The 20,392-nt window shown below is 49.5% G+C and carries 21 protein-coding genes; 14 read left to right on the plus strand and 7 right to left on the minus strand.

Going from position 1 to position 20,392, the window contains the following annotated elements; translation table 11 throughout:
- Window positions 1–92: 92 nt before the first annotated feature.
- Complete coding sequence (locus tag ACYVSB_RS05575) at window positions 93–365, plus strand: hypothetical protein (RefSeq protein ID WP_461218718.1); 273 nt, start codon at window positions 93–95, stop codon at window positions 363–365.
- A gap of 212 nt (window positions 366–577) precedes the next feature.
- Here ACYVSB_RS05575 and ACYVSB_RS05580 read toward each other — a convergent pair whose 3' ends face one another.
- On the minus strand, window positions 578–1,588 hold the full coding sequence (locus tag ACYVSB_RS05580) for a zinc-binding alcohol dehydrogenase family protein (RefSeq protein WP_461218719.1): 1,011 nt from the start codon (window positions 1,586–1,588) through the stop codon (window positions 578–580).
- A 170-nt stretch (window positions 1,589–1,758) separates the two neighbouring features.
- Here ACYVSB_RS05580 and ACYVSB_RS05585 point away from each other — a divergent pair, with 170 nt between their 5' ends.
- The 11 genes from ACYVSB_RS05585 to ACYVSB_RS05635 all read left to right on the plus strand — a co-directional run bounded on the left by ACYVSB_RS05585 (window position 1,759) and on the right by ACYVSB_RS05635 (window position 13,286).
- Window positions 1,759–1,956, plus strand: coding sequence for a hypothetical protein (locus ACYVSB_RS05585; RefSeq protein ID WP_125599615.1), 198 nt, complete (start codon window positions 1,759–1,761; stop codon window positions 1,954–1,956).
- A 305-nt stretch (window positions 1,957–2,261) separates the two neighbouring features.
- The gene (locus ACYVSB_RS05590; protein ID WP_461218720.1) at window positions 2,262–4,241 is read left to right on the plus strand and encodes a peptide ABC transporter substrate-binding protein; all 1,980 of its coding nucleotides are present in this window, start codon (window positions 2,262–2,264) and stop codon (window positions 4,239–4,241) included.
- Between the two features lie 89 nt (window positions 4,242–4,330).
- Window positions 4,331–5,821, plus strand: coding sequence for an ABC transporter permease (locus ACYVSB_RS05595; protein ID WP_125599621.1), 1,491 nt, complete (start codon window positions 4,331–4,333; stop codon window positions 5,819–5,821).
- Between the two features lie 3 nt (window positions 5,822–5,824).
- Window positions 5,825–6,796, plus strand: coding sequence for an oligopeptide ABC transporter permease OppC (gene oppC / locus ACYVSB_RS05600; RefSeq protein WP_461218721.1), 972 nt, complete (start codon window positions 5,825–5,827; stop codon window positions 6,794–6,796).
- A gap of 11 nt (window positions 6,797–6,807) precedes the next feature.
- Window positions 6,808–7,917 carry an ABC transporter ATP-binding protein gene (locus tag ACYVSB_RS05605; RefSeq protein WP_125599626.1) on the plus strand — a complete coding sequence of 370 codons (1,110 nt, stop codon included), beginning with the start codon at window positions 6,808–6,810 and terminating at the stop codon, window positions 7,915–7,917.
- A complete protein-coding gene (locus ACYVSB_RS05610) occupies window positions 7,904–8,863 on the plus strand; it encodes an ATP-binding cassette domain-containing protein (protein ID WP_125599629.1) in 960 nt (319 codons plus the stop codon). The genes ACYVSB_RS05605 and ACYVSB_RS05610 overlap by 14 nt, the downstream gene beginning before the upstream one ends.
- A gap of 605 nt (window positions 8,864–9,468) precedes the next feature.
- Window positions 9,469–10,302: a MetQ/NlpA family ABC transporter substrate-binding protein gene (locus ACYVSB_RS05615; protein ID WP_125599632.1), complete on the plus strand. Its 834-nt coding sequence runs from the start codon at window positions 9,469–9,471 to the stop codon at window positions 10,300–10,302.
- A gap of 116 nt (window positions 10,303–10,418) precedes the next feature.
- Window positions 10,419–10,838, plus strand: a complete 420-nt coding sequence (locus ACYVSB_RS05620; RefSeq protein WP_125599635.1) for a hypothetical protein — start codon at window positions 10,419–10,421, stop codon at window positions 10,836–10,838.
- A gap of 247 nt (window positions 10,839–11,085) precedes the next feature.
- Window positions 11,086–11,544, plus strand: a complete 459-nt coding sequence (locus ACYVSB_RS05625) for a hypothetical protein (RefSeq protein ID WP_461218722.1) — start codon at window positions 11,086–11,088, stop codon at window positions 11,542–11,544.
- On the plus strand, window positions 11,522–12,601 hold the full coding sequence (locus tag ACYVSB_RS05630; protein WP_461218723.1) for a methionine ABC transporter ATP-binding protein: 1,080 nt from the start codon (window positions 11,522–11,524) through the stop codon (window positions 12,599–12,601). Before ACYVSB_RS05625 ends, ACYVSB_RS05630 begins: the two co-directional genes overlap by 23 nt.
- Entirely contained in the window at window positions 12,594–13,286 is a 693-nt protein-coding gene (locus ACYVSB_RS05635; protein WP_125599644.1) for a methionine ABC transporter permease, read from the plus strand. The genes ACYVSB_RS05630 and ACYVSB_RS05635 overlap by 8 nt, the downstream gene beginning before the upstream one ends.
- A 181-nt stretch (window positions 13,287–13,467) precedes the next feature.
- Here ACYVSB_RS05635 and ACYVSB_RS05640 read toward each other — a convergent pair whose 3' ends face one another.
- The 5 genes from ACYVSB_RS05640 to ACYVSB_RS05660 form a co-directional block, all read right to left on the minus strand.
- Window positions 13,468–14,136, minus strand: a complete 669-nt coding sequence (locus tag ACYVSB_RS05640; RefSeq protein WP_461218724.1) for a YdeI/OmpD-associated family protein — start codon at window positions 14,134–14,136, stop codon at window positions 13,468–13,470.
- 22 nt (window positions 14,137–14,158) lie between these two features.
- Window positions 14,159–14,512, minus strand: a complete 354-nt coding sequence (locus tag ACYVSB_RS05645) for an iron chaperone (protein ID WP_125599664.1) — start codon at window positions 14,510–14,512, stop codon at window positions 14,159–14,161.
- A 239-nt stretch (window positions 14,513–14,751) separates the two neighbouring features.
- Window positions 14,752–15,486 (minus strand): endonuclease III domain-containing protein, encoded by a 735-nt coding sequence (locus ACYVSB_RS05650; RefSeq protein WP_461218725.1) that lies wholly within the window; start codon window positions 15,484–15,486, stop codon window positions 14,752–14,754.
- On the minus strand, window positions 15,479–16,159 hold the full coding sequence (locus ACYVSB_RS05655; protein WP_125599667.1) for a type 1 glutamine amidotransferase: 681 nt from the start codon (window positions 16,157–16,159) through the stop codon (window positions 15,479–15,481). The genes ACYVSB_RS05650 and ACYVSB_RS05655 overlap by 8 nt, the downstream gene beginning before the upstream one ends.
- A gap of 12 nt (window positions 16,160–16,171) precedes the next feature.
- On the minus strand, window positions 16,172–17,098 hold the full coding sequence (locus ACYVSB_RS05660) for an AAA family ATPase (protein WP_164511147.1): 927 nt from the start codon (window positions 17,096–17,098) through the stop codon (window positions 16,172–16,174).
- A gap of 327 nt (window positions 17,099–17,425) precedes the next feature.
- Here ACYVSB_RS05660 and ACYVSB_RS05665 point away from each other — a divergent pair, with 327 nt between their 5' ends.
- The gene (locus tag ACYVSB_RS05665; protein ID WP_125599673.1) at window positions 17,426–18,799 is read left to right on the plus strand and encodes a glycoside hydrolase family 1 protein; all 1,374 of its coding nucleotides are present in this window, start codon (window positions 17,426–17,428) and stop codon (window positions 18,797–18,799) included.
- Between the two features lie 439 nt (window positions 18,800–19,238).
- Here ACYVSB_RS05665 and ACYVSB_RS05670 read toward each other — a convergent pair whose 3' ends face one another.
- Complete coding sequence (locus ACYVSB_RS05670; protein ID WP_461218726.1) at window positions 19,239–19,418, minus strand: hypothetical protein; 180 nt, start codon at window positions 19,416–19,418, stop codon at window positions 19,239–19,241.
- A gap of 541 nt (window positions 19,419–19,959) precedes the next feature.
- Between ACYVSB_RS05670 and ACYVSB_RS05675 the strand changes: the two genes are divergently transcribed.
- Window positions 19,960–20,241, plus strand: a complete 282-nt coding sequence (locus tag ACYVSB_RS05675) for a hypothetical protein (RefSeq protein ID WP_461218727.1) — start codon at window positions 19,960–19,962, stop codon at window positions 20,239–20,241.
- Window positions 20,242–20,392: the final 151 nt, after the last annotated feature.

Raw genomic sequence — 20,392 nt, forward strand, 5'->3', positions numbered from 1 at the left:
CGTCCTGAGGCGGTTGCTAGGCAGAATTGAGCCGATCTGCAATCGAAGTTGGGTATCTGACGAAGTGCTTTTGCGAGCTAGAGGTTAAACAATTGCCCACTTTTGGGGTGGTACGGCAACACCAACGGATTTGGCTGATTCGTCCAGAACTTGTCTTGGTTTATCCGGCAAACTATTCTGGTGTCACCCATTTAAGACTGGTAACCACTAGCCATGGCCGTCAATTGCGTGGTTCCCCATCAATTGACGATAGCTTGCCAAATGGCGTGAGTGCTCAAGCGCCTATTAAAACGTTGAGCGGCTGGAGCGGAGCGTGTCGTTGGTGGTCTGTTTATCCGTCTGGCGGAAGGTCGGGCTGGGGGTGAGTAAGCCGCGATATTATTGTTGGCGATTTATCGCCTACAATAAGGCCGAGCTTGAAGATTTTCGGTGCACTTCCGAAAAGCTTCAAGTCGTGCCCGCAGCGTTCCACCACCACCAGCCCGACCTGGAGCCCCACCACATCTGCCCACCACCAACGCCACGCGCAGCGCAAGCCGCGGCCAAGCTACTTTAGGCCAAGCTACTTTAGGTGGCATCAAATAACCTGCAGTACGATTTTGCCCTGCGTATGGCCGGTTTCCAGCAAGCGATGCGCGGTCAGTAGATTGTCATTGGACAGCCCGGCCAAAACAGTCGCGACATTGCTGCGCAACTCGCCAGTGGTAAACAAATGTGCGGCCCGCGCCAAGATCTGACCCTGAGTGGCCAGTTCCATTTGATAGTCCGTTTTAGTGAACATGTACTCCCAATGCCAGCTGGCGCTCTTGGCCTTCAACAACCCTAGGGGGAGATCGTTGGCTGATTCAACAATGCTGCCCACGTGACCCAAAGGCGCGATTACCGCCGCGGCTAAGGCGAAGTAGGCGGTGGGTTCGGTGAGGATCGCCACGGCGTCGACTTGGGCCCACCCAGCGTCTGCTAGTTGCGCTTGCAAGTCCTGATGATAATCTAGGGGTAAGTCAACTTGATGCTGCTGCAACCAGGGAAAGTGCTTAGGGCTGGCGGTGGCCGCAACGGAAAAGCCGCTCCAATGGGCCAACTGGCTCATGATTGAACCGACGCCGCCTGCGCCGTTGATGATCAACAAGCGCCGACCTGTGTTAGCGTTTTTGACGGCGGGAAAGCCCATCCGTTCGAAAAGTAATTCCCAGGCGGTCAGGGTGGTCAAGGGCATGGCCGCGGCGGCGGTCATCGTCAGATTCGTCGGTTTGGCCGCGACCAGGCGGCTGTCGATCAACTGGGCGGTGGCGTAACTGCCAGGGCGCCGAGTTGTGCCGGAATAGTAGATCTGGTCGCCAACTTGAAAGTCAACGACTTGGTCGCCTTTCGCTAGAATCACGCCAGCGCCGTCATAACCTAAAACGTGCGCGTGTGGACCAAGCAAGCTTTGCCGTAGTTTGGTGTCCACGGGATTAACCGCGGTGGCCGCTACCTGCACCAGAAGGTCGTAGGATCGCGGTGTAGGCAGTTCACGCCGTTCCGCGTTGAATTGTCCATTACCTAATTGGAAGCCGTCAGTGAAGCTGTAAACGGTTGTTTCTGTCATGATAAATGAGACCTCCCTCATGAAATCGGTCAGATCGGTATAAATATTAACAGTCAAGCATATTCTAACGCCGATCCGACAAACACTGGTGAAAATACCCCTATTTTCCTCAGAAAAATGGTATGATGATAATATCATGAGATTCAATCAGGAGAGGGAGAAAAGTTGGTATGTTCAATCGGGATTCTGGCCGCGACCGCACACTAACGATTCTGATTGCGATTTTGATTTGGGTCGCGGGCGGCTACTTGTTACTACGGGATTACTTTAAGACTGGGGTTCTCAACGGACCGATGGCGGTTGTTCTCATTTTAGGGGTAATTTTGACGATTTTGGCGGCAATCCAGCAACTCCGCTCGAAAAAGTAGAATTTTAGTAGGCTGGTCTACGTGAGTGAGCTCGGCTTAACTCTCATCATCAATTCAGACGAAGGCCAGACTTGGCGGATTTATGACAGAAAATAAAATAATTTCTCATATTTTTTGTTGGTCGCTTTAACGTTGATATACAGGCATTGGTAACGCTACCGATGGCGGGTATCTAGTCAAGAATCCCAAATTAATTGGGATTTTAGTATTGACATTAAAGTTTAATAATTGTATTATTTTATCAATTTCAGAAAGCAATTTTTAGCGTTTGACTGAGAGGGAATTTAGATTTGGAGGGTTTTTACATGAAGAATTCGAAGAAGGGGCTATTGGCAGTTGCCTTGATCAGTGTGGCACTGCTTGGCGCATGTGGCAACAAAAAAGCAGCAACGACCGGTGGCAACAGCGTTATTCCGGAAACTAGCACGACCCAGTACAACTATGTTTATGGGACAGATCCAGATAACTTTGACTATACCGTTTCAATGCGGAAAACCAACAGTTCACACTACGCCAACTTTATTGATGGCCTGGTGGAAAATGATCGCTATGGTCAGATCAAGCCTGACTTGGCAACCTCATGGAAAGTCAGCGATGACGGCTTGACTTACACTTACAAGATCCGCAAGGGCGTTAAGTGGGTCGACAGCGAAGGCAACGAATATGCCACTGTCAAAGCTGAAGACTGGGTAACCGCATTGAAGCATGCCGTTGCCGCTAAGTCGGAAACATTATATGTTGTTCAAGGCAGTATCAAGGGCTTGGATGATTATGTCAATGGTAAAACCACTGATTTCTCAACAGTTGGGGTAAAAGCTGTTGATGATTATACTTTGGAATATACGTTGAACCAACCTGAAACGTATTGGAACTCGAAATTAACTTATGGGATCATGTTCCCAGTCAATGCTAAATTCTTAAAGGAAAAAGGCAGCGACTTTGGTAAACCAAAGGCTGACGCGATCCTTTACAACGGCGCTTATACGTTAGCTAACTTCACTTCGAAGTCTGTCATTGAATATGCGGCTAACAAGAGCTATTGGGATAAGAAGAACGTCCACGTTAAAGACGTTAAGTTGACTTATAACGATGGTTCAAACCCTGATGGCTTGTACAAATCCTTCAAGAAGGGTGACTTCACCGCTTCTCGGGTTTATCCAAACTCAGCTGGTTATGATCAAGTCGTTAAAGATGTGAAGAATGACATCAACTGGTCTGACCAGGATGCATCTGTTTACAACTTCACCTTTAACTTGGATCGGAAAGCATACGGCGCAACTTCCAAGAAGACTGATTCACTGAAGTCCGATACCAAGAAAGCAATCTTGAACAAGAGCTTCCGTCAAGCGATCCAAGCTGCTTTTGACAAGGGTGCCTATAACGCTCAGGTCAATGGTAAGGAAGGCGAAACTAAGAGCTTACGTAATGAAATGACACCGCCAGCCTTTGTTTCGGTCGATGGCCAAGATTACGGCAAACAAGTTGAAACTGACTTAGCTGCTTTGGACAGCGATGCTTGGGGCGCAGTCAACTTGGCTGACGCGCAAGACGCAACTTACAACGTTGATCGGGCCAAGAAGTTATTCGCTCAGGCGAAGAAAGAGTTGAAAGCGGCAGGCGTGGCCTTCCCAATTCACTTGGACTTACCTGTTGACCAAAAGGCGCAATTAAGCTTGAACCAATCTAAGTCATTCAAGAGCTCTGTTGAAAAGAGTTTAGGAACTTCTAATGTTGTTATCGACATTCAAATGTTGAGTGAAGACAAATACTTGGCAGCAACTTACCAAGCAACGACTGGCGCCGCAGCTGACTTTGATATCAGTAACGCGTCTGGTTGGAGCCCTGACTACGATGATCCATCAAGCTACTTGGATATCTACGATCCAAATGGTGGGACGATGTTAACGACTTTAGGTATCGAACCTGGTGCTGACAAGAACGCGGCTGCTAAGAAGGCTGCTGGCTTGGACACTTACGCTACTTTATTAGCTAAGGCTGAAGCTATCACTGATGATACAAATGCGCGTTACAAGGCTTTTGCCGCTGCTGAAGCACAATTGCTGGATAGCACCGTTCAGATCCCTGTCTTCTCATTAGGCGGTTCACCATCTGTTTCTAAGGTTGTTCCTTACACCGCACCGTTCGCTTGGTCCGGGTTAGGTAGCTCTAAGTTCAAATTCATGAAGATCCAAGCATCACCAGTAACGATTACTCAAAAAACCAAGGCTAAGAAAGCTTGGGAAAAGAAGCGTGCCGAGATTGCCAAAGAAGCAGCAAAAGAGTAAGATTTAAAGAACGGCGAAAAAGGCTAGCCTATACTAGCCTTTTTTCTGCTTTTCTCATCATGAGGTCAGCATTAAGGAGGAACTATTAGATGAAGAAGTATATTTGGGGTCGAATCTTTCGATCACTGATCAGTATATTTCTGGTAACGACCTTGACGTACATTGTGATCTACTCCATGGTCCCCCGGCGGGACGTCTTCAAGAGTGACACAATGGTCAGTAAGTTGCGGTCCGATCCAGATAAGTTAAGTGACTACGAGAATAACGCCTTCGCCAAGATGAATTATATCGAGTACTACGATACCAAGTCCTTGGTCGCTAAGGTCAAGAAGGATAGTCCTGAGGTAACGGCTGCTGTGAACGCGACTAATGAAAAGGCCATCAAGCAGTGGGCTGCTAAGCACAACTTCGCGGTCAAGCAATTCAAACAAAGCAAACGCTATTATGTGACCCGCGAATTGCCCTTGTACGAGCGCTTAGGCCGTTTCTACGGGAACTTGATCCAATGGGACAATCCTTGGGCAGTTCATGACAAGAATAATCCAAATATGAAGCGTTACTTGAAGTTTACGAATGACAAGCTGGTTGGGTTCGCCTTAGTTGGTTCGGGAACAAAGTATCGCTACCAGATTTACTTCAATAGTTCCTTTCCTTACATTCACCAAAACTTCCTGAAATTTAATTTAGGGACTTCTTACCCGACTTACGCCGGCTTGCCAGTGTCATCTGTGATTGGCGGTCGTCAAGGACGGGCAGAGGTTACCCAGTACACTTATCCTGACGGCAGTAAGCGCAACACGGCGGATAACGTTTATTTACGTTCTTATCAGCCAAAGAACCGTCAAGACAAGACTGAATTTGCTCGTTATGGCGATGACTACACCAGCACCGAACAAGTTCTCAGTGATCCATCGATGATCGGGACTTCATTCAAGGCTGGGATCTTCGCTTTGATCATCACCTACTTGATCTCGATTCCGATGGCGATTCTGATGGCCCGTTACAAAGGCGGCTGGGTCGACAAACTAGGTACGGGGATCGTGACTGTTTTGATTGCCGTGCCAAGTTTGGCCTTCATCTACGCGTTCCGTTACCTCTTCACAACTTGGTTTGGGGTTCCTGATTCCTTCCCAACGCTCGGGGCGACAGCCTTTAGTTCATGGGTCGGGCCAACCTTGGTGCTAGCTGGTTTGTCCGTTTCCGGATTGGTCATTTGGTTCCGGCGTTATATGATCGATCAACAATCTTCTGATTACGTTAAGTTTGCTAAGGCCAAGGGCTTGAACGATGGCGAAATCTACCGGAAGCATATCTTCAAGAATGCTTCGATTCCAATTGTTCAGGGGATCCCTGGTTCGATTATTGGGTTGATTGGCGGCGCGACCATGACCGAAACAATTTTCGCAATGCCTGGGATGGGTAAAATGTTGCCCGATGCAATTATTACCCATAATAACCCAATCGTGATCGGCTTAGTCTTCATTTTCACCACGATCTCTGTGTTCTCGATCTTGCTTGGTGACTTATTGATGACGGCGGTCGATCCTCGTATCAAACTTTCAGCGTCAGGAGATGATTAGCGGATGGCTAAGAAAAATGCAGCGGTAACTGCTGAGGCGATCAAGCCGAGAGCAGTAGCCAAGGATGAAGATTTCGTCCTGGTTAGTTTAGACAAAAAGGCGACCGAAATTATCGATACGCCGAAATATTCTTATTGGAAATCAGTTTGGAAAACTTTCTTTGCCAACCCAGTCACGATTTTTATGTTGGTGCTGATGATCATTATCTTACTGATGTCGTATATTCAGCCGATGTTCAGTGGCTATAGTTTGCTAGATGTTAAGGGCGTCAACGATTTCGGCGCTCGTTACAACTGGCCCAGCGCTCAATATTGGTTCGGGACCGATGCCGATGGTAAGTCGTTGTTCGACGCTGTTTGGGCTGGGGCGAAGACCTCGATCTCCATTGGGGTCATTGCCTCGGTGATCGTGACCGTTGTCGGTGTGATTGTCGGTGCCTTCTGGGGCGTTTCTAAGAAGATCGACCGAATCATGCTGGAAATTTATAACGTTATTTCTAACGTCCCAATGACTTTGATTGTCATTGTCTTGTCTTACACGTTTGGTAATGGTTTCTGGAATTTGATTTTCGCGATGACGGTAACGTCTTGGCTGGGAACCGCCTACTTCATTCGGGTCCAGGTCATGATCATGCGTGATCGCGAGTACAATATCGCTTCGCGGACGTTGGGTACCCCAACACGTCGGATGATTTTCCGAAACATCCTTCCTTATTTGACTTCTGTTATTGTGACCCAAGTGTCGCAATTGTTACCAAGCTTCATTTCGATTGAAGTGTTCCTGTCCTTCTTAGGCGTTGGTTTAAGCTCAAACGTGCCTTCTTTAGGCCGCTTGATTTCCCAATATTCACCGTATATGACCAGCTACCCTTACTTGTTCTGGTTACCAGTACTTGTGTTGGCGTTGATCACCGTTTCGTTGTATATCGTTGGGCAGAACTTAGCTGACGCGTCAGATCCACGGACTCATATGTAGGAGGGAACAGCATGACTGAAAATATTTTAACTGTCAAGGATCTTTCCGTTGGGTTTCAAGTTCGTGGTAAAGAATTAAAAGCGATCCGGAACGTTTCTTTGGAATTGCACGATCAAGAGATCTTCGCGATCGTTGGCGAATCCGGTTCCGGTAAATCTGTCTTGACCAAGACGTTTACTGGAATGTTGGAACAAAACGGGAGCATCACCCATGGCACGATTGATTATAAAGGCAAACGACTTAGTGATTTAAAGAAAGATAAGCAGTGGGAAGGAATCCGGGGTAAGGAAATCGCCACGATTTTCCAGGACCCGATGACTTCTTTGGACCCTATCAAAACGATTGGTTCCCAGATCGCTGAAGTCATTATCAAGCACCAAGGTAAAAGCAAAGCCGAAGCCAAGAAATTGGCGATCGAATTGATGGATCGGACCGGGATCCCTAACGCGGCTGACCGTTATGACGAATATCCTTTTGAGTATTCTGGCGGGATGCGGCAACGGATCGTTATCGCCATCGCTTTGGCTTGTCACCCAAATATCCTGATCTGTGACGAACCAACGACCGCGTTGGACGTGACGATCCAAGCGCAGATCTTGGAACTGATCAAGGAACTCCAACGCGAGTATAAGTTCACGACGATCTTCATCACCCATGACTTGGGTGTTGTTGCTTCAATCGCGGATCGGATCGCCGTGATGTATTCTGGCGAGATCATTGAAGTCGGCACGTGCGACGAGATTTTCTACAATCCACGGCATCCTTATACTTGGAGTTTGTTGTCGTCACTGCCACAATTGGCGCAAAAAGGCGGCGACCTGTACTCGATCCCAGGGACACCACCATCACTTTACAAGGATATTGAAGGTGATGCGTTCGCGCCCCGTAATCCTTTCGCAATGAAGGTCGATTTCGAAGCGGAACCACCAATGTTCCAAGTTTCACCGACCCATTTCGCCAAAACTTGGCTCCTCGATCCTCGAGCACCACGGGTCGAAAAGCCAGCGCTGATCCAGAACCTGCATGAACGGTTCGAGCAAACCTTGGTCAAGGACAATCAACTTGATCAAGACGTTAAAGTTGAGGAGAATTTGGAGGACGAAGAACATGACCGTAAATAAAAAAGACGTGTTGTTGTCGCTCCGTGATCTAGAGATTTCTTTCGGTGAAGGCAAGAACAAATTCGTTGCTGTGCAAGATGTTAATTTCGATATTTATCGCGGTGAGACTTTCTCCTTAGTTGGGGAATCTGGCTCAGGTAAAACAACGATCGGCCGCGCTATCTTGGGGATCAACCCAACCAGCAACGGGACGATCACCTTCAATGGCACTCAGATCAACAAGAAATTGTCCCACCATCAAGAACAGGATGTCTCACGTAAGATCCAAATGATCTTCCAAGATCCATCCGCGTCATTGAATGAGCGGGCAACGATCGACTACATCATTTCTGAGGGGTTATATAACTTCAACTTGTTCGATTCTGAAGAAGATCGCTTGCAAAAAGTGACCCAGATCATTGAAGAAGTCGGCCTCTTACCCGAACATTTATACCGCTATCCCCATGAATTCTCAGGTGGTCAGCGGCAACGGATCGGGATCGCCCGTGCTTTGATCATGCAGCCAGAATTAGTCGTTGCGGATGAACCAATTTCGGCGTTGGACGTATCGATTCGGGCCCAAGTTTTGAACCTGTTGAAGAAATTCCAGCGGGAAAGCAACTTGACCTATCTCTTTATCGCCCATGACTTGTCAGTCGTTCACTTCATTTCTGATCGGATCGCCGTTATTCGTAACGGTCGGATCTTGGAATTGGCGGAAACGGAAGAACTTTTCAATAATCCGTTGCACCCATACACCCAAGCGCTTTTGTCGGCTGTGCCGATCCCTGACCCTAAATTGGCTCGGGAGAAGAAACTCTTGGTTTATGATCCCAAGATGCACGATTACAGTGTGGACAAGCCGTCCTTTGTTGAAGTCAAGCCAGGTCACTTCATCTACGCCAACGCGCCAGAAGAAGAACATTACCGCCAACTCTTAGACGAGCAGGCGCAAGGGGTCAACTAGCAGCGTTATCAGCTAGCGCCGCGAGCAGGCAACACCGCGTGTGTAGCGCCGACATAACGCCGTTACACCGTTATATGCCCGTTATCTAAGTGAAAAAAGTTGACGCAAATGCTTGACAGTCGGTGGACCATCGGGTATTGTAGTGTCAATGTTAATTCAGTTTTCAATAACGAATGGAATGGGAAAGTAAATCCGTCAAGACTGTACAGAAAACTTACATTTGCTGAGAGTAAGGTAGTTGCGATTGATTGAAAATGGCCCACGATCGGCATCACTAAGCGTTTGCGAGGTGATGATGGCTTGGCACTCATTATCGTGCACGCGTATCGGTAGTTTATTTGCCTGTACGTTAGTGAGGTGGTAGTCCGTAAGGCTAGCACAAATTAGAATGGTAAACACGACAGCGCTCGTTTCTAGCAATAGAAACGGGCGCTTTTTATTTTGCCCAGGGTTGGATCCACCTGTGGACCTTGCCCAAATGCCCAAGTCACCAGCCGTCGCAATCAGTCGGGATTTCGCTGCAGCAATCCCCCAACAATTGCCCTTCGTTAGAAAATCGCTTAACAAAAAAGTCAAAATGAACCACTAATTCGGGAGGAAATATCATGAAAAAATTAATCAAACGTTTAAGCTTAGGATTGTTAGCGTTAGTACCTTTGTTGGTTGCCTATGGTTGCAGCAGCGACAGCTCAGCCAACGCCAAGAAAGTCACCACCGTCAAAGTCGGCATCATGAGTTCCGATGAACAGATCTGGAAACCGATCGCGACTAAATTGGCTAAAGAAAATATCAAATTGAAGTTCGTCGAATTCTCAGATTACAATCAACCGAATAAAGCCTTGAGTGATCATCAGATCGACTTGAACTCGTTCCAACATTACAACTTCTTGGATAGCTGGAACAAGGCGCACAAGACCACGCTGACCGCAATTGGTGAGACATACATCGCCCCACTGAATCTGTACTCGAAGAAGATCACCAAACTCAGCCAAATCAAAACCGGTGACAGCATCGCGATCCCTAATGACGCGACCAACGAAGGACGTGCCTTGAACATCTTGGAACAGGCCGGACTACTGAAGATCGACAAGAGCGTGACTTTACCAACCGTTAAAGACATCACTTCAAATCCCAAGAAGCTTAAGATCACCGAACTAGAAACCGCGCAAACCGCCCGGGCCTTGACCGACGTGGCGGCCGCCGTTGTTAATAATGATATTGCCGCTGACGGTGGCTTGACGACCAAGGACGCGATCTTCCAAGAAAAGATCAACAAGCGTTCGCATCAATGGATCAACGTGATCGTGGCAAACAAGGCTGATAAGGATAACGCGACTTACAAGAAGATCGTCAAAGCTTATCGGACGGCCGCAACTGAGAAGAACATCGAGAAGGTTTACAAGGGCACTGCGTTTGGTGTTTGGACTCTGGATAAATAAAGTTCTGTCGCGGCCGGCTATGGTATAATTTGGCCAAAGGGACTTGGTGGCAAAGGTTTGGACTGGTTTGGGGAAGCGTTAGCTTCTGTTCTTAGGGGTTCGCTCGATGGCAGGTGATGGCGGGTGTTGCGCGTGAGCGCAACCGGCTGGGACTGCTGTTGCGGACTGGAACGTGGTGGGCATCGTTTGAAGCCAATCCGCAAAGTGTGCGGCTTGTCTTCAAATCGAGCCTTGTCCTAAGCGGCAAAGCCGCCAAGGACAATTTCACCACTGAGCCGCGCAGTCCCAGCCGGTTGCTAGGCAGAATCGAGCTTATCTGCAATCGAGACGAAGGATTAGACGAAGTGCTTTTGCAAGATAGAGGTCAAAAAATTGCCCTTTTTGTGGTGGTACGGCAATGCCAACAGATTTCAGAGACTGCAGGTGTTGGCGGGTTTGGTGTGGACGCAACCGCCTCAGGACGTTTGTCGTGGCTGGAACGCGGTGGGCATCGTTTGAAGCCAATCCGCAAGCCCAGCGGCTTGTCTTCAAATTGAGCCTTATTCTAAGCGATAAATCGCTAAGAATAATCTCACCGCTGAGCCACACGTCCTGAGGCGGTTGCTAGGCAGAATTGGGCCTATCTGCAATCTGGGCGAAGCAGTTTACGAAGTGCTTTTGCAAGTGCGGTGGTCAAAGGATTGCCCACTTTTTAGGTGGTACGGCAATGCCAACGGATTTGGATTAGTAGGTCGGTACAAGTTTGCGTTGGGTCGACATCTTTACCTGCTCCCTAGACAATTCATGAGTCAAGACCGACCGATCCAGCTGGTTTATCAAGAACTTGCCTCAGTTCATCAGACAGACTGCGCTGGTGTCACCAATTTAAATCTGGTGACCACTGACCACGGTCGTCAATTGCGTGGCTTCCCATCAATCGGCCATAGCTTGCCAGTCGGCGTGAGTGCTCAAACGGCTGTTATAACGTTGAGCGGCTGGAGCGGAGCGATTCGGGGTGAGATCGCCGTGAAATTGTCCTTGGCGGCTCTGCCGCTTAGGACAAGGCTCAGCTTTGAGATTCGCGGGTCTTGCGAAGCTCAAAGTGACGCCCACAGCGAGCTCACCCCGAATCGCGCAGCGCAAGCTGCGCACAATCTACTTTCAGGAAACTTCAAGCAGCTTCAAGCAGCTTCAACCAAGTTCAACCAAAGGCATAAAGCAGTATCAAGGAGGAATCATTTTGGCAGCAGAACCAATTATTGAATTGAAAAACATCTGCGTCACGTTCAAGGAAGACAAACGCGACGTCCATGCCGTTGACCACGTTGACCTCAACGTCGACCGCGGTGACATTTATGGCGTCGTCGGCTATTCCGGTGCCGGCAAATCAACCTTGATCCGCGTGATCAATTTGCTCCAGCGCCCGACCAACGCTGACGCCAGCGTGAAAGTCAATGGCACCGACTTATTAGGATTAGACGCCAGTAAGTTACGGGGCGAACGGCGGAAGATCGGGATGATTTTTCAACATTTCAATTTGATGCAATCTTTATCGATCGCGGATAATGTTGATTTTGCTCTGAAAAAGGCGCACTTGAGTAGGGCTGACCGCAAGAAGCGGGTCGCGGAACTGCTGGAACTGGTGGGTTTGACGGATAAGGCCGATGATTATCCCGCGCAGCTGTCTGGTGGGCAAAAGCAGCGGGTGGGGATCGCCCGCGCTTTGGCGAATCGTCCGGATATTTTGATCTCGGACGAAGCGACCAGCGCGTTAGATCCGAAAACGACCGTGGCGATCTTGGATTTGTTGGCGGATCTTAATCGGAAGTTGGGTCTGACGGTGGTGCTGATCACTCATGAAATGGATGCGGTCAAACGCATATGTAATCGGGTCGCGGTCATGGAAGCAGGCCGTTTGGTGGAGACTGGCGATCTGCTGCAGATCTTTAGCCAGCCGGAAGCGCCGTTGACCAAGGACTTTATTGATACGACGACTCATTTGGAGTCGGCGTTGGCGGCGGTCAATCAGCAAGCGGCAATCAAACACCTGCAAGTGGGCTCGGTTTTGGTGCAGCTAGGTTATCAAGGCGAGAGCACGGATCAACCGCTGATCACCGAGCTTTATCGTCGCTTTGAAGTCAGCGCGAATATTTTGTACGGAAACTTGGAAATCTTGCAAGGAACGCCGGTGGGTAACTTGTTGGTGATCCTGTCAGGCACGCCGAAGCACACGGAACAGGCGCTGGTCTTCATGAAGGAGCAACGCGTGTCCGTCAAAGTTTTGAAGTCGGGAACAGAGGAGGTCAGCGTTCATGATTGATTTTTTGACAAAAATTATGCCTAACGTGGTCGAAAATTGGTCGGGTGATAATGGCATCTTGCTGGGGATCGGTCAGACTTTATATATGACCTTCTGGACGACCTTGATCGGGGGGATCTTGGGCTTGATTTTGGGGATCGCCTTGGTGGTCACGGAAAAGAAAGGCATCTTAGCCAACGCGGTGGTTTACAGTATTCTCGATAAGATCGTCAATATTTTCCGTTCGATTCCCTTCGTTATTCTGCTGGCAGTGGCCTTTCCATTGACCCAATTGCTGGTGCACACGACGATCGGCCCCAAAGGCGCGTTGGTGCCCCTGATTTTGGGCTCGGCGCCATTCTACGCCCGCCAAGTCCAAAACACCTTGGTCCAAGTCGATAGCGGCGTGATCGAGTCAGCGGAAGCGCTGGGCTACGGACCGTGGACGATCGTCTTCAGCGTCTATCTCCGTGAAGGTCTGCCTGATTTGATCCGGACGTCGGTCTTGACGATCATTTCGATCATTGGTCTGACCGCAATGGCCGGCGCGGTCGGCGCGGGCGGGCTGGGCTATATTGCTATCAGCAAAGGCTACCAGCGCTATCAAAACGACATTATCTGGGTCTGTACGTTATTGATCCTCGTGATCGTCTTTATCGTCCAAGGGTTGGGCGATCTCTGGGCACGAAAGGTCGACCATTCGTAAAGCTAGACGCTCAATCTCAATAATCGCAGTAACGAAAAATAAAAACACCAGCGACGGCAAGTAAAATGCTCTCGTCGCTGGTGTTTTGCTGTTTCAAACTGGATTTTTCTGAACCGCGCTTACTAGGAAATAGACCGCACTGGACCTCAGCATTTACGCAAACTAAGGTGTTCTAGCAATTTCACCGCCGCCGTTGCGCCTGCTGATACTGGGTCAGATTGCGGAAACCTTGGCGCAGGGCGTCTTGGCAAAGCGCGAAGTGTTTGTCTTGGGTGGCGGTGGTTTTGGGCGAATAGACGTAGCGGGTCCAGTCGCGCTGATAGCCGGGAGTCAAGGCGGCGAACAGCTGGCCGACTTGGGGATCACTGGCGGTCAGGCGGGTTTGCAAGTTGGCGACTTGATCTTGATAAGTGGCGACCCGTTGATCAGCGCTGTCACGACTGCGGGGCGCCGATTTCAACCATTTCAAACCGACGACGGTGAAATCCCCATCGAAACTGACCATTCGCGAGAACTTCAAACCGGTTTGCCCGACTTCGCCAGTGGTGTCATCCACGTGCAAAAAAGGAAATAGATCATCACGATGGATCCCCGAATATTTTTTGCTGGCGAGTTTGGGATAGGCCAGGTACAAATAACCGGCGGCGCTGAGCTGGTGGTCTTGGGCGACTTGGTCGATGGCCGCTTTCATGGCGGTCAGGTCATAGACGAAGATCAAGCGCAGATCGGTGTTGGCGGTCGGGGTCGTTTGGGTCTGCCAAGGCGCTAGTGTGGGCTGTAATTCGGCCGGCGGGTTGGCGATGTAACGTTGGGGATAATGGTCAAATTTCAATTTCTGCGGGTCAAACATTGCGGGACCTCCTCATGGGGCGCTAACCTAAGCGGTCAAGCTGAAATAAGACGAGTTTGCTGATCAGTTCTGCTGGCAGTGGTTGGTCATAGGCAAACTGCATCGTTCCCTTGCTGGTGCGATAGGGCGCAGTCTCCGCGCTGAAAGCGTCGATTGCTTCCGGGGTGGGATAGAAGCCTAAGTGGGTTTTGAAAGCGGCGAAATGGACCAAGTTGTGTCGTTGCCAAAAGGTCGGCATTTGGTAGCTGATTTTCTCAGTGGCCTCTGGTAATAGTGGCTTGATCAGATCATAAAGCGCTTGAGCTTGTTGCTGTTGCTGCCCGGACAAGGTCGCCAAGTAGGCAATGATGGGACTAGAATTGGGATCGGTCGACATGGGATCACTCCTTCTTAAACGTGCTACGCACAACTGACTGCTGTGCTTAACTACGCTAGGCTTTCGGAGGCTAAGCCCTGCCTCCAAAATCCTGACTAGGTTAATGCTCAGAAGCTACCCGGGTTGGCTCACACTGATTTGAAACGTGTTCGCCAACCCAGCTTCTTCCGCTTAACTACGCCAGGCTTCTGGAGGCTAAGCCCTGCCTCCAAAATCCTGACTAGGTTAATGCTCAGAAGCTAATCGGGTTGGCTCACACTCTGTTTTGGTGAGTTGGGGGTCAGTTGGTAGGAGCTGAGGAAGCTGGCTTGCCAAGCCTGCTCAGTCTTGACTTGTTGACCAAACAGAACGATGCAGGCGTGGAAGGCTTGCAAGCCGCGTAGGGTCAACGGGTCGAGTTGCGGCAGGATCAGTTGTTGGGCGGCTTGATAGGTTCTGGGTAGGGGGGCTTGGAGCCGTTGAAACAGGCGGCGCGCGTAAACATCCACGATGAAAGTCGCTTGACTCAATCCATACAACATGATCGTATCGGCGGTCTCCTCACCGACACCCTTGAGCGCCAATAATTCCCGCCGCAATTGCGCTGGTGGTAGACGCCGGAGCTGACCGAGATCATCTTGATATTGGGCGAAGTAGGCGCAGAGGTTTTGGATCGTTTGGGCTTTACGCACGAAGAAGCCGGCACTGCGGATCGTTTGCTGCAACTGCGCGGTGGTCAACTGGCGGATCCGTTCTGGCAAAAAAGCGGTGGCCGCGGCCAAGTCAGCCAAGGCGTAGTCAACATTCTTCCAATTGGTGTTTTGGACCAAAACGGCGCCCCAAATGATTTGCCAATCACTGCGCGCTGGCCACCAACCGGTGCTATCGACATGGTCATACAGCAAGTCGTAAAGTTCGGGTAAGTTGATCAGGGTCAGTTGTTGCGGCGTTTGTGGTTGGACGGCGGCTGCGGTCCGGGCGGATTTGCTAGGCATGGGTCGTCGCCAGACGCTCCTCGTGGGCGGCGATGATCGTGGCGGCAATGGCTTGAGCCACGTTCAGGTTGCGCAACAAAGGACCATGGGAATAGCTGCCAATGGTGTTCTTGTAGTGCAGACCTTCTTCGTGATCGTCAGGATTGTTACCATAGCCTTGCTCCACTTGGCCCAAGGGTTTGAGCATGTTTTTGTCATCGAAATAGGTGCGGCCGCTGTGGTTTTCAAAGGCGTGGATCTGGCCCCAAGGGGTTTGGACGGTGGTGTCGCCGATCATCCGACTGTCAGCCTTGTAAACCGTGTGCAGGGGCAAGATGCCGAGGCCCTTGATCGTGGTGCCGCCGCTGGTTTCGTAATAGGCGCCTAATAATTGGTAGCCGCCACAGATCGCCAATAGCGGCCGTGACGCTTCAATATAAGCAGCTAAGGTGGCACGATGGCGCTGCAAGTCTTGGGCGACGATCGTTTGTTCGAAGTCTTGACCGCCACCGAAAAAGACGAAATCATAATCGAAGGCGTCAAAATCAGCGCCTAAACTAACATTGGTGACTGTCACGTCAAACCCTTGTTGATTGAGCAGGTGGCGCAGAATCTTGACATCGCCGCTGTCACCGTAAGTGTTCATCAGATCTTCATAGAGATAAGCGATTTTGATCGTTGTGGTTGCGGACATAAAGCTGCCTCCTTAGGCCAGTCGGTTGATTTGTTGCTGGGGACAGGTCTCTAGATTGATCTGCCGCTTGCCATAATGGGGCTCAGGAAATTCCTGCATCAGGTCCTGCGGATTGATCAAACCGAATTTGTAGTATTCTTTGCCATACAGTTTCTTGCTCGGCCCCATTAAATCCGCGCGCAGATTGTGACTGCTGACCAAGTAATGTTGGCCACGGAATTTAAAAGGGAAAACAGTAAACGCGTTGGCTTCATTGATCGTGGACAGATCTTGGTTGATATAGGCTACGTGATGGGATTGGCTGTGTTTCAGCGCGAAATCATGGTTAAAAGTGAAATAAAATTCGTGGGGCTTCAAAGACCCGCGGAAGTTGGCGTTGCGACCGATAATGGCGATGCTGCGATAACTAGACAGGTCCGTCTCCTCTAAGTATAAGGTACGATCGAATTTATCAGGTGTAATCTGCTTGACCCAGCGCGGTAACCGGGGATGAGTTCGCGCGAATTGATAAATCTTCTTGATGATCTCGGGGTTGATCCAACGATAATCGACCCGGGTTTCATTACGCCGCAACAGTTCTTGCAGGCCGATCCCCTTGGTGAAGTCGACCACGTAGACTTCGTAATCGAATTCTTTCTTATACTGCAAGTAAGGTTCGAAGGCGTTGGGATAAAGGTGGGTCGCGTCAATGATCACCGTTTCGCCGCGGGCCATTTTGTTGCGAATCAGTTGATCCAACAGCGTGAAGGTTTGCTCGTTATATTCCTGCGGGATCACTTGCCGGATCTGGTGGCGCTCCTCGTCATAAATCGATTTGAGATTGCCGTAAAGCAAGCGCAAGTTGTCCGTGGCGATGGTGTAAGGTTCCAGGCGATGCTGGCGAATGAAGGTGGATTTGCCCGAGCCGGGGACGCCACGGAGGACGTATAAATTTTTCAAGATAAAAAACTCCTATTGTAATTGACTAAGTGACACAATGTCAGAATGAAGCTAATCATCTTTATTCTACCCGATTGCCTGCACCGTTAAAAGGAATCTCCGCAAAAAATCTGAATTTATCGCCACGAATCCGTTGGTCGAAAATCCGGCCGCATGAACCTAGTTTTGCGTGCCGCCATTACGGAAAAAGCCGTCTAACTTGGTCTACATTTTAATAAGTCAAGCTGACCAAAAATGTCTAGCTTTTTTAGACAGATTACCCCCTTAATATTCGGCGCGATTTAACGTATACTGAAGAAGTGAGTAAACACTTATATGGAGGTTAATATGTCAACTACAGCATTCAACAAGGATTTCTTATGGGGCAACTCCGTCTCCAGTATGCAGACTGAGGGCGCTTATAACGAAGGTGGTAAAGGCCCGTCCGTTTATGATTTAGTTGAACCAGGTGAGCATCGTTCGGATTGGAAAGTGGCGATCGACGATTATCACCGCTATCCAGAAGACTTCGATCTGATGCAAGACTTGGGAATGAACTGCTATCGCTTCCAAATTTCGTGGAGTCGGGTCCAACCTGATGGCGAAGGCGACTTCAATCAAGCGGGCATTCAATTCTACCACGACTTCATTGATGGCCTGCTTGCCCGCGGCATCACCCCAATGATCTGCCTGTATCATTTCGACATGCCCCTGGCGCTGGCCCAGAAATATCACGGCTTCATGAGTCGCGAAGTTGTCGCCGCTTTTGTTCGCTACGGCCAGAAGATGATCGACGAGTTCGCTGGGAAAGTCCCATATTGGCTAACTTTTAACGAGCAGAACCTCTATTCCATGCCCGGCGCCGCTAAAATCGCCGGCGCTTTGGACACCCCGGACACCTTGGAGAACATCCTGACCATCAGTCACCATGTCATGCTGGCCCATGCCCAAGTCGCTAATTATTTACACGCCACCACTGACGCTAAAATCGGCGGAATGCTGGCATATACCGAACTCTATCCAGCCACCGCTAAACCAGCGGATAATTTCTACACCGAACAAATCAATCAATTCTACAATTATAACCTGTTAGACGCCTTCACCGGTCGCGGCTACGTGCCCGCCTTCCTAAACATCATCGAACAACAAGGCTTTACGATGATCAAAGCTGGCGATCTAGACGTGATCAAGCAACAACGCAGTGACTTCTTACCATTCAGTTATTACCGCTCGACCACACTGAACGCGGACACGATCAAGGATCTCGCCGAATTGCTGGAAAACTCCGGCGCCCACTTACAGAGCAATCCATACCTGGATACCACCGAATGGGATTGGCAAATCGATCCCCTCGGCTTCCGCAATATCATTGTCAAAATGTGGAATCGCTATCGGCTGCCGATTTTCCCGATCGAAAACGGTATTGGCGTGATTGAAACTTGGGATGGTCACGATGAAATCCAAGATGACTACCGCATCGTCTACCACCGTGAACACATCCAAGCCATCAAAGATGCGGTCTTCATTGATGGCGCTGACGTGATCGGTTATTTAGGCTGGGGCTTGATCGATATCCTCAGTTCGCAGGGCGATATGCGCAAGCGTTATGGGGTGGTCTATGTTAATCGAACCAACCACGATTTGCGCGATATGAAGCGGGTGCCCAAGAAGAGTTATCATTGGCTGAAAAAAGTTATCGCTAGTAACGGCGCGGAAATGTAGGGTTCCATTCTTGAATCCTTGTTTGATTGCAGGTTTTGGTGGGTGTTGCGCGTGAGCGCAACCGGCTGGGACTGCTGTTGCGGACTGGAAACGTGCTCCGCGCAACTGACTTCTGTGCTTAGCTACGCAACTGTTTCGGAAGCCAAGTGCTGCTTCCAAAACAGTTGCTAGGCTAATGCTCGAAGTCAACCCGTTGCGCTACACACTCTGTTTCGAAACGTGCTCACCGACCCAGCTCCCTGCGCTTAGCTACGCAAGGCTTCCGGGAGCAAAGTTCAGCTCCCAAAATCCTTGCTAGGCTAATGCTCAGGAGCTACCCGGGTCGGTTCGCACTCTGTTTCGAAACGTGTTCCACGCAACTGACTTCTGTGCTTAGCTACGCAATTGTTTCGGAAGCAAAGTGCGGCTTCCAAAACAGTTGCTAGGCTAATGCTCGATGTCAACCCGTTGCGCTGCGCACTCTGTTTCGAACGCAGTGGACACTGTTTTGAGCCAATCCGCAAAGTGCGCGGCTTGTCTCAAAATCAGGTCTTTGTCTAAGTGGCAAAGCCACTAAGACAAATTGGTTCTTTCTAAACTTTGGCGAAAACGCGATCAGCGCTGATATAGCAGCTTTCAAGACGACGAATAAATACTCCAACTAAATTAATTGGAGCGATAGGAAATAAATGGCCGCATCAAGCCAACCTATTATCTAATGTTGAGTGTTGCAATTTCTCAAATTTCGGAAGCAAGACTCTCGATTATCAAGAAATTTTAAGGCCATTCGCCAAACGTTAGAAAGAACCGACAAATTTCACCGCTGAAACGTGTTCGCCGACCTAGCTTCTTCCGCTTAGCTACGCAAGGCTTCCGGAAGCAAACTTCAGCTTCCAAAATCCTTGCTAGGCTAATGCTCAGAAGCTGACCAGGTCGGCTCTCACTCTGAATAGAGCCACACGTCCTGAGGCGGTTGCTAGGCAGAATTGAGCTTATCTGCAATCGAGACGAAGGATTAGACGGAGTGCTTTTGCAAGCTAGAGGTCAAAACAATCGCCCACTTTTGGGGTGGTATGGCAACATCAGCAGATTTGGATTAGTAGGTTGATACATTTCGGATAGTGCCACCAACTTTATCTCACTTACCTAAGCGGGTTTGGGTTGAAAACTGACCGATCCAGTTGATTCAACAAGAACTTGCCTTAGTTCATCAGACAGGCTTCACTGGTGTCACCAATTTAAAGCTTGTGGCCACTAGGCATGGTCGTCAAATGCGTGGCGCCCCATCAATCGGCCATAGCTTACCAATTGGCGTGAGTGCTCAAGCGACTGTTATAACGTTGAGCGGCTGGAGCGGAGAAATTCGGGGTGAGATCGCCGTGAAATTGTCCTTGGCGGCTCTGCCGCTTAGGACAAGGATCAGCTTTGAGATTTTAGGCGCTCTTCCGAAAAGCTCAAAGTGACGCCCACAGCTAGCTCACCCCGAATTTCGCAGCGCAAGCTGCGGACATCATACTTTCAGCAATCCAAGCAATTCAAAGCCAGCCCAAGCCGCTGTCTAGTCACAAATTTAGGGAATATCCACGATAGCTAAGATAGCTTTTGTTACAAAAT

It is taken from the genome of Lapidilactobacillus salsurivasis, from assembly GCF_054785215.1.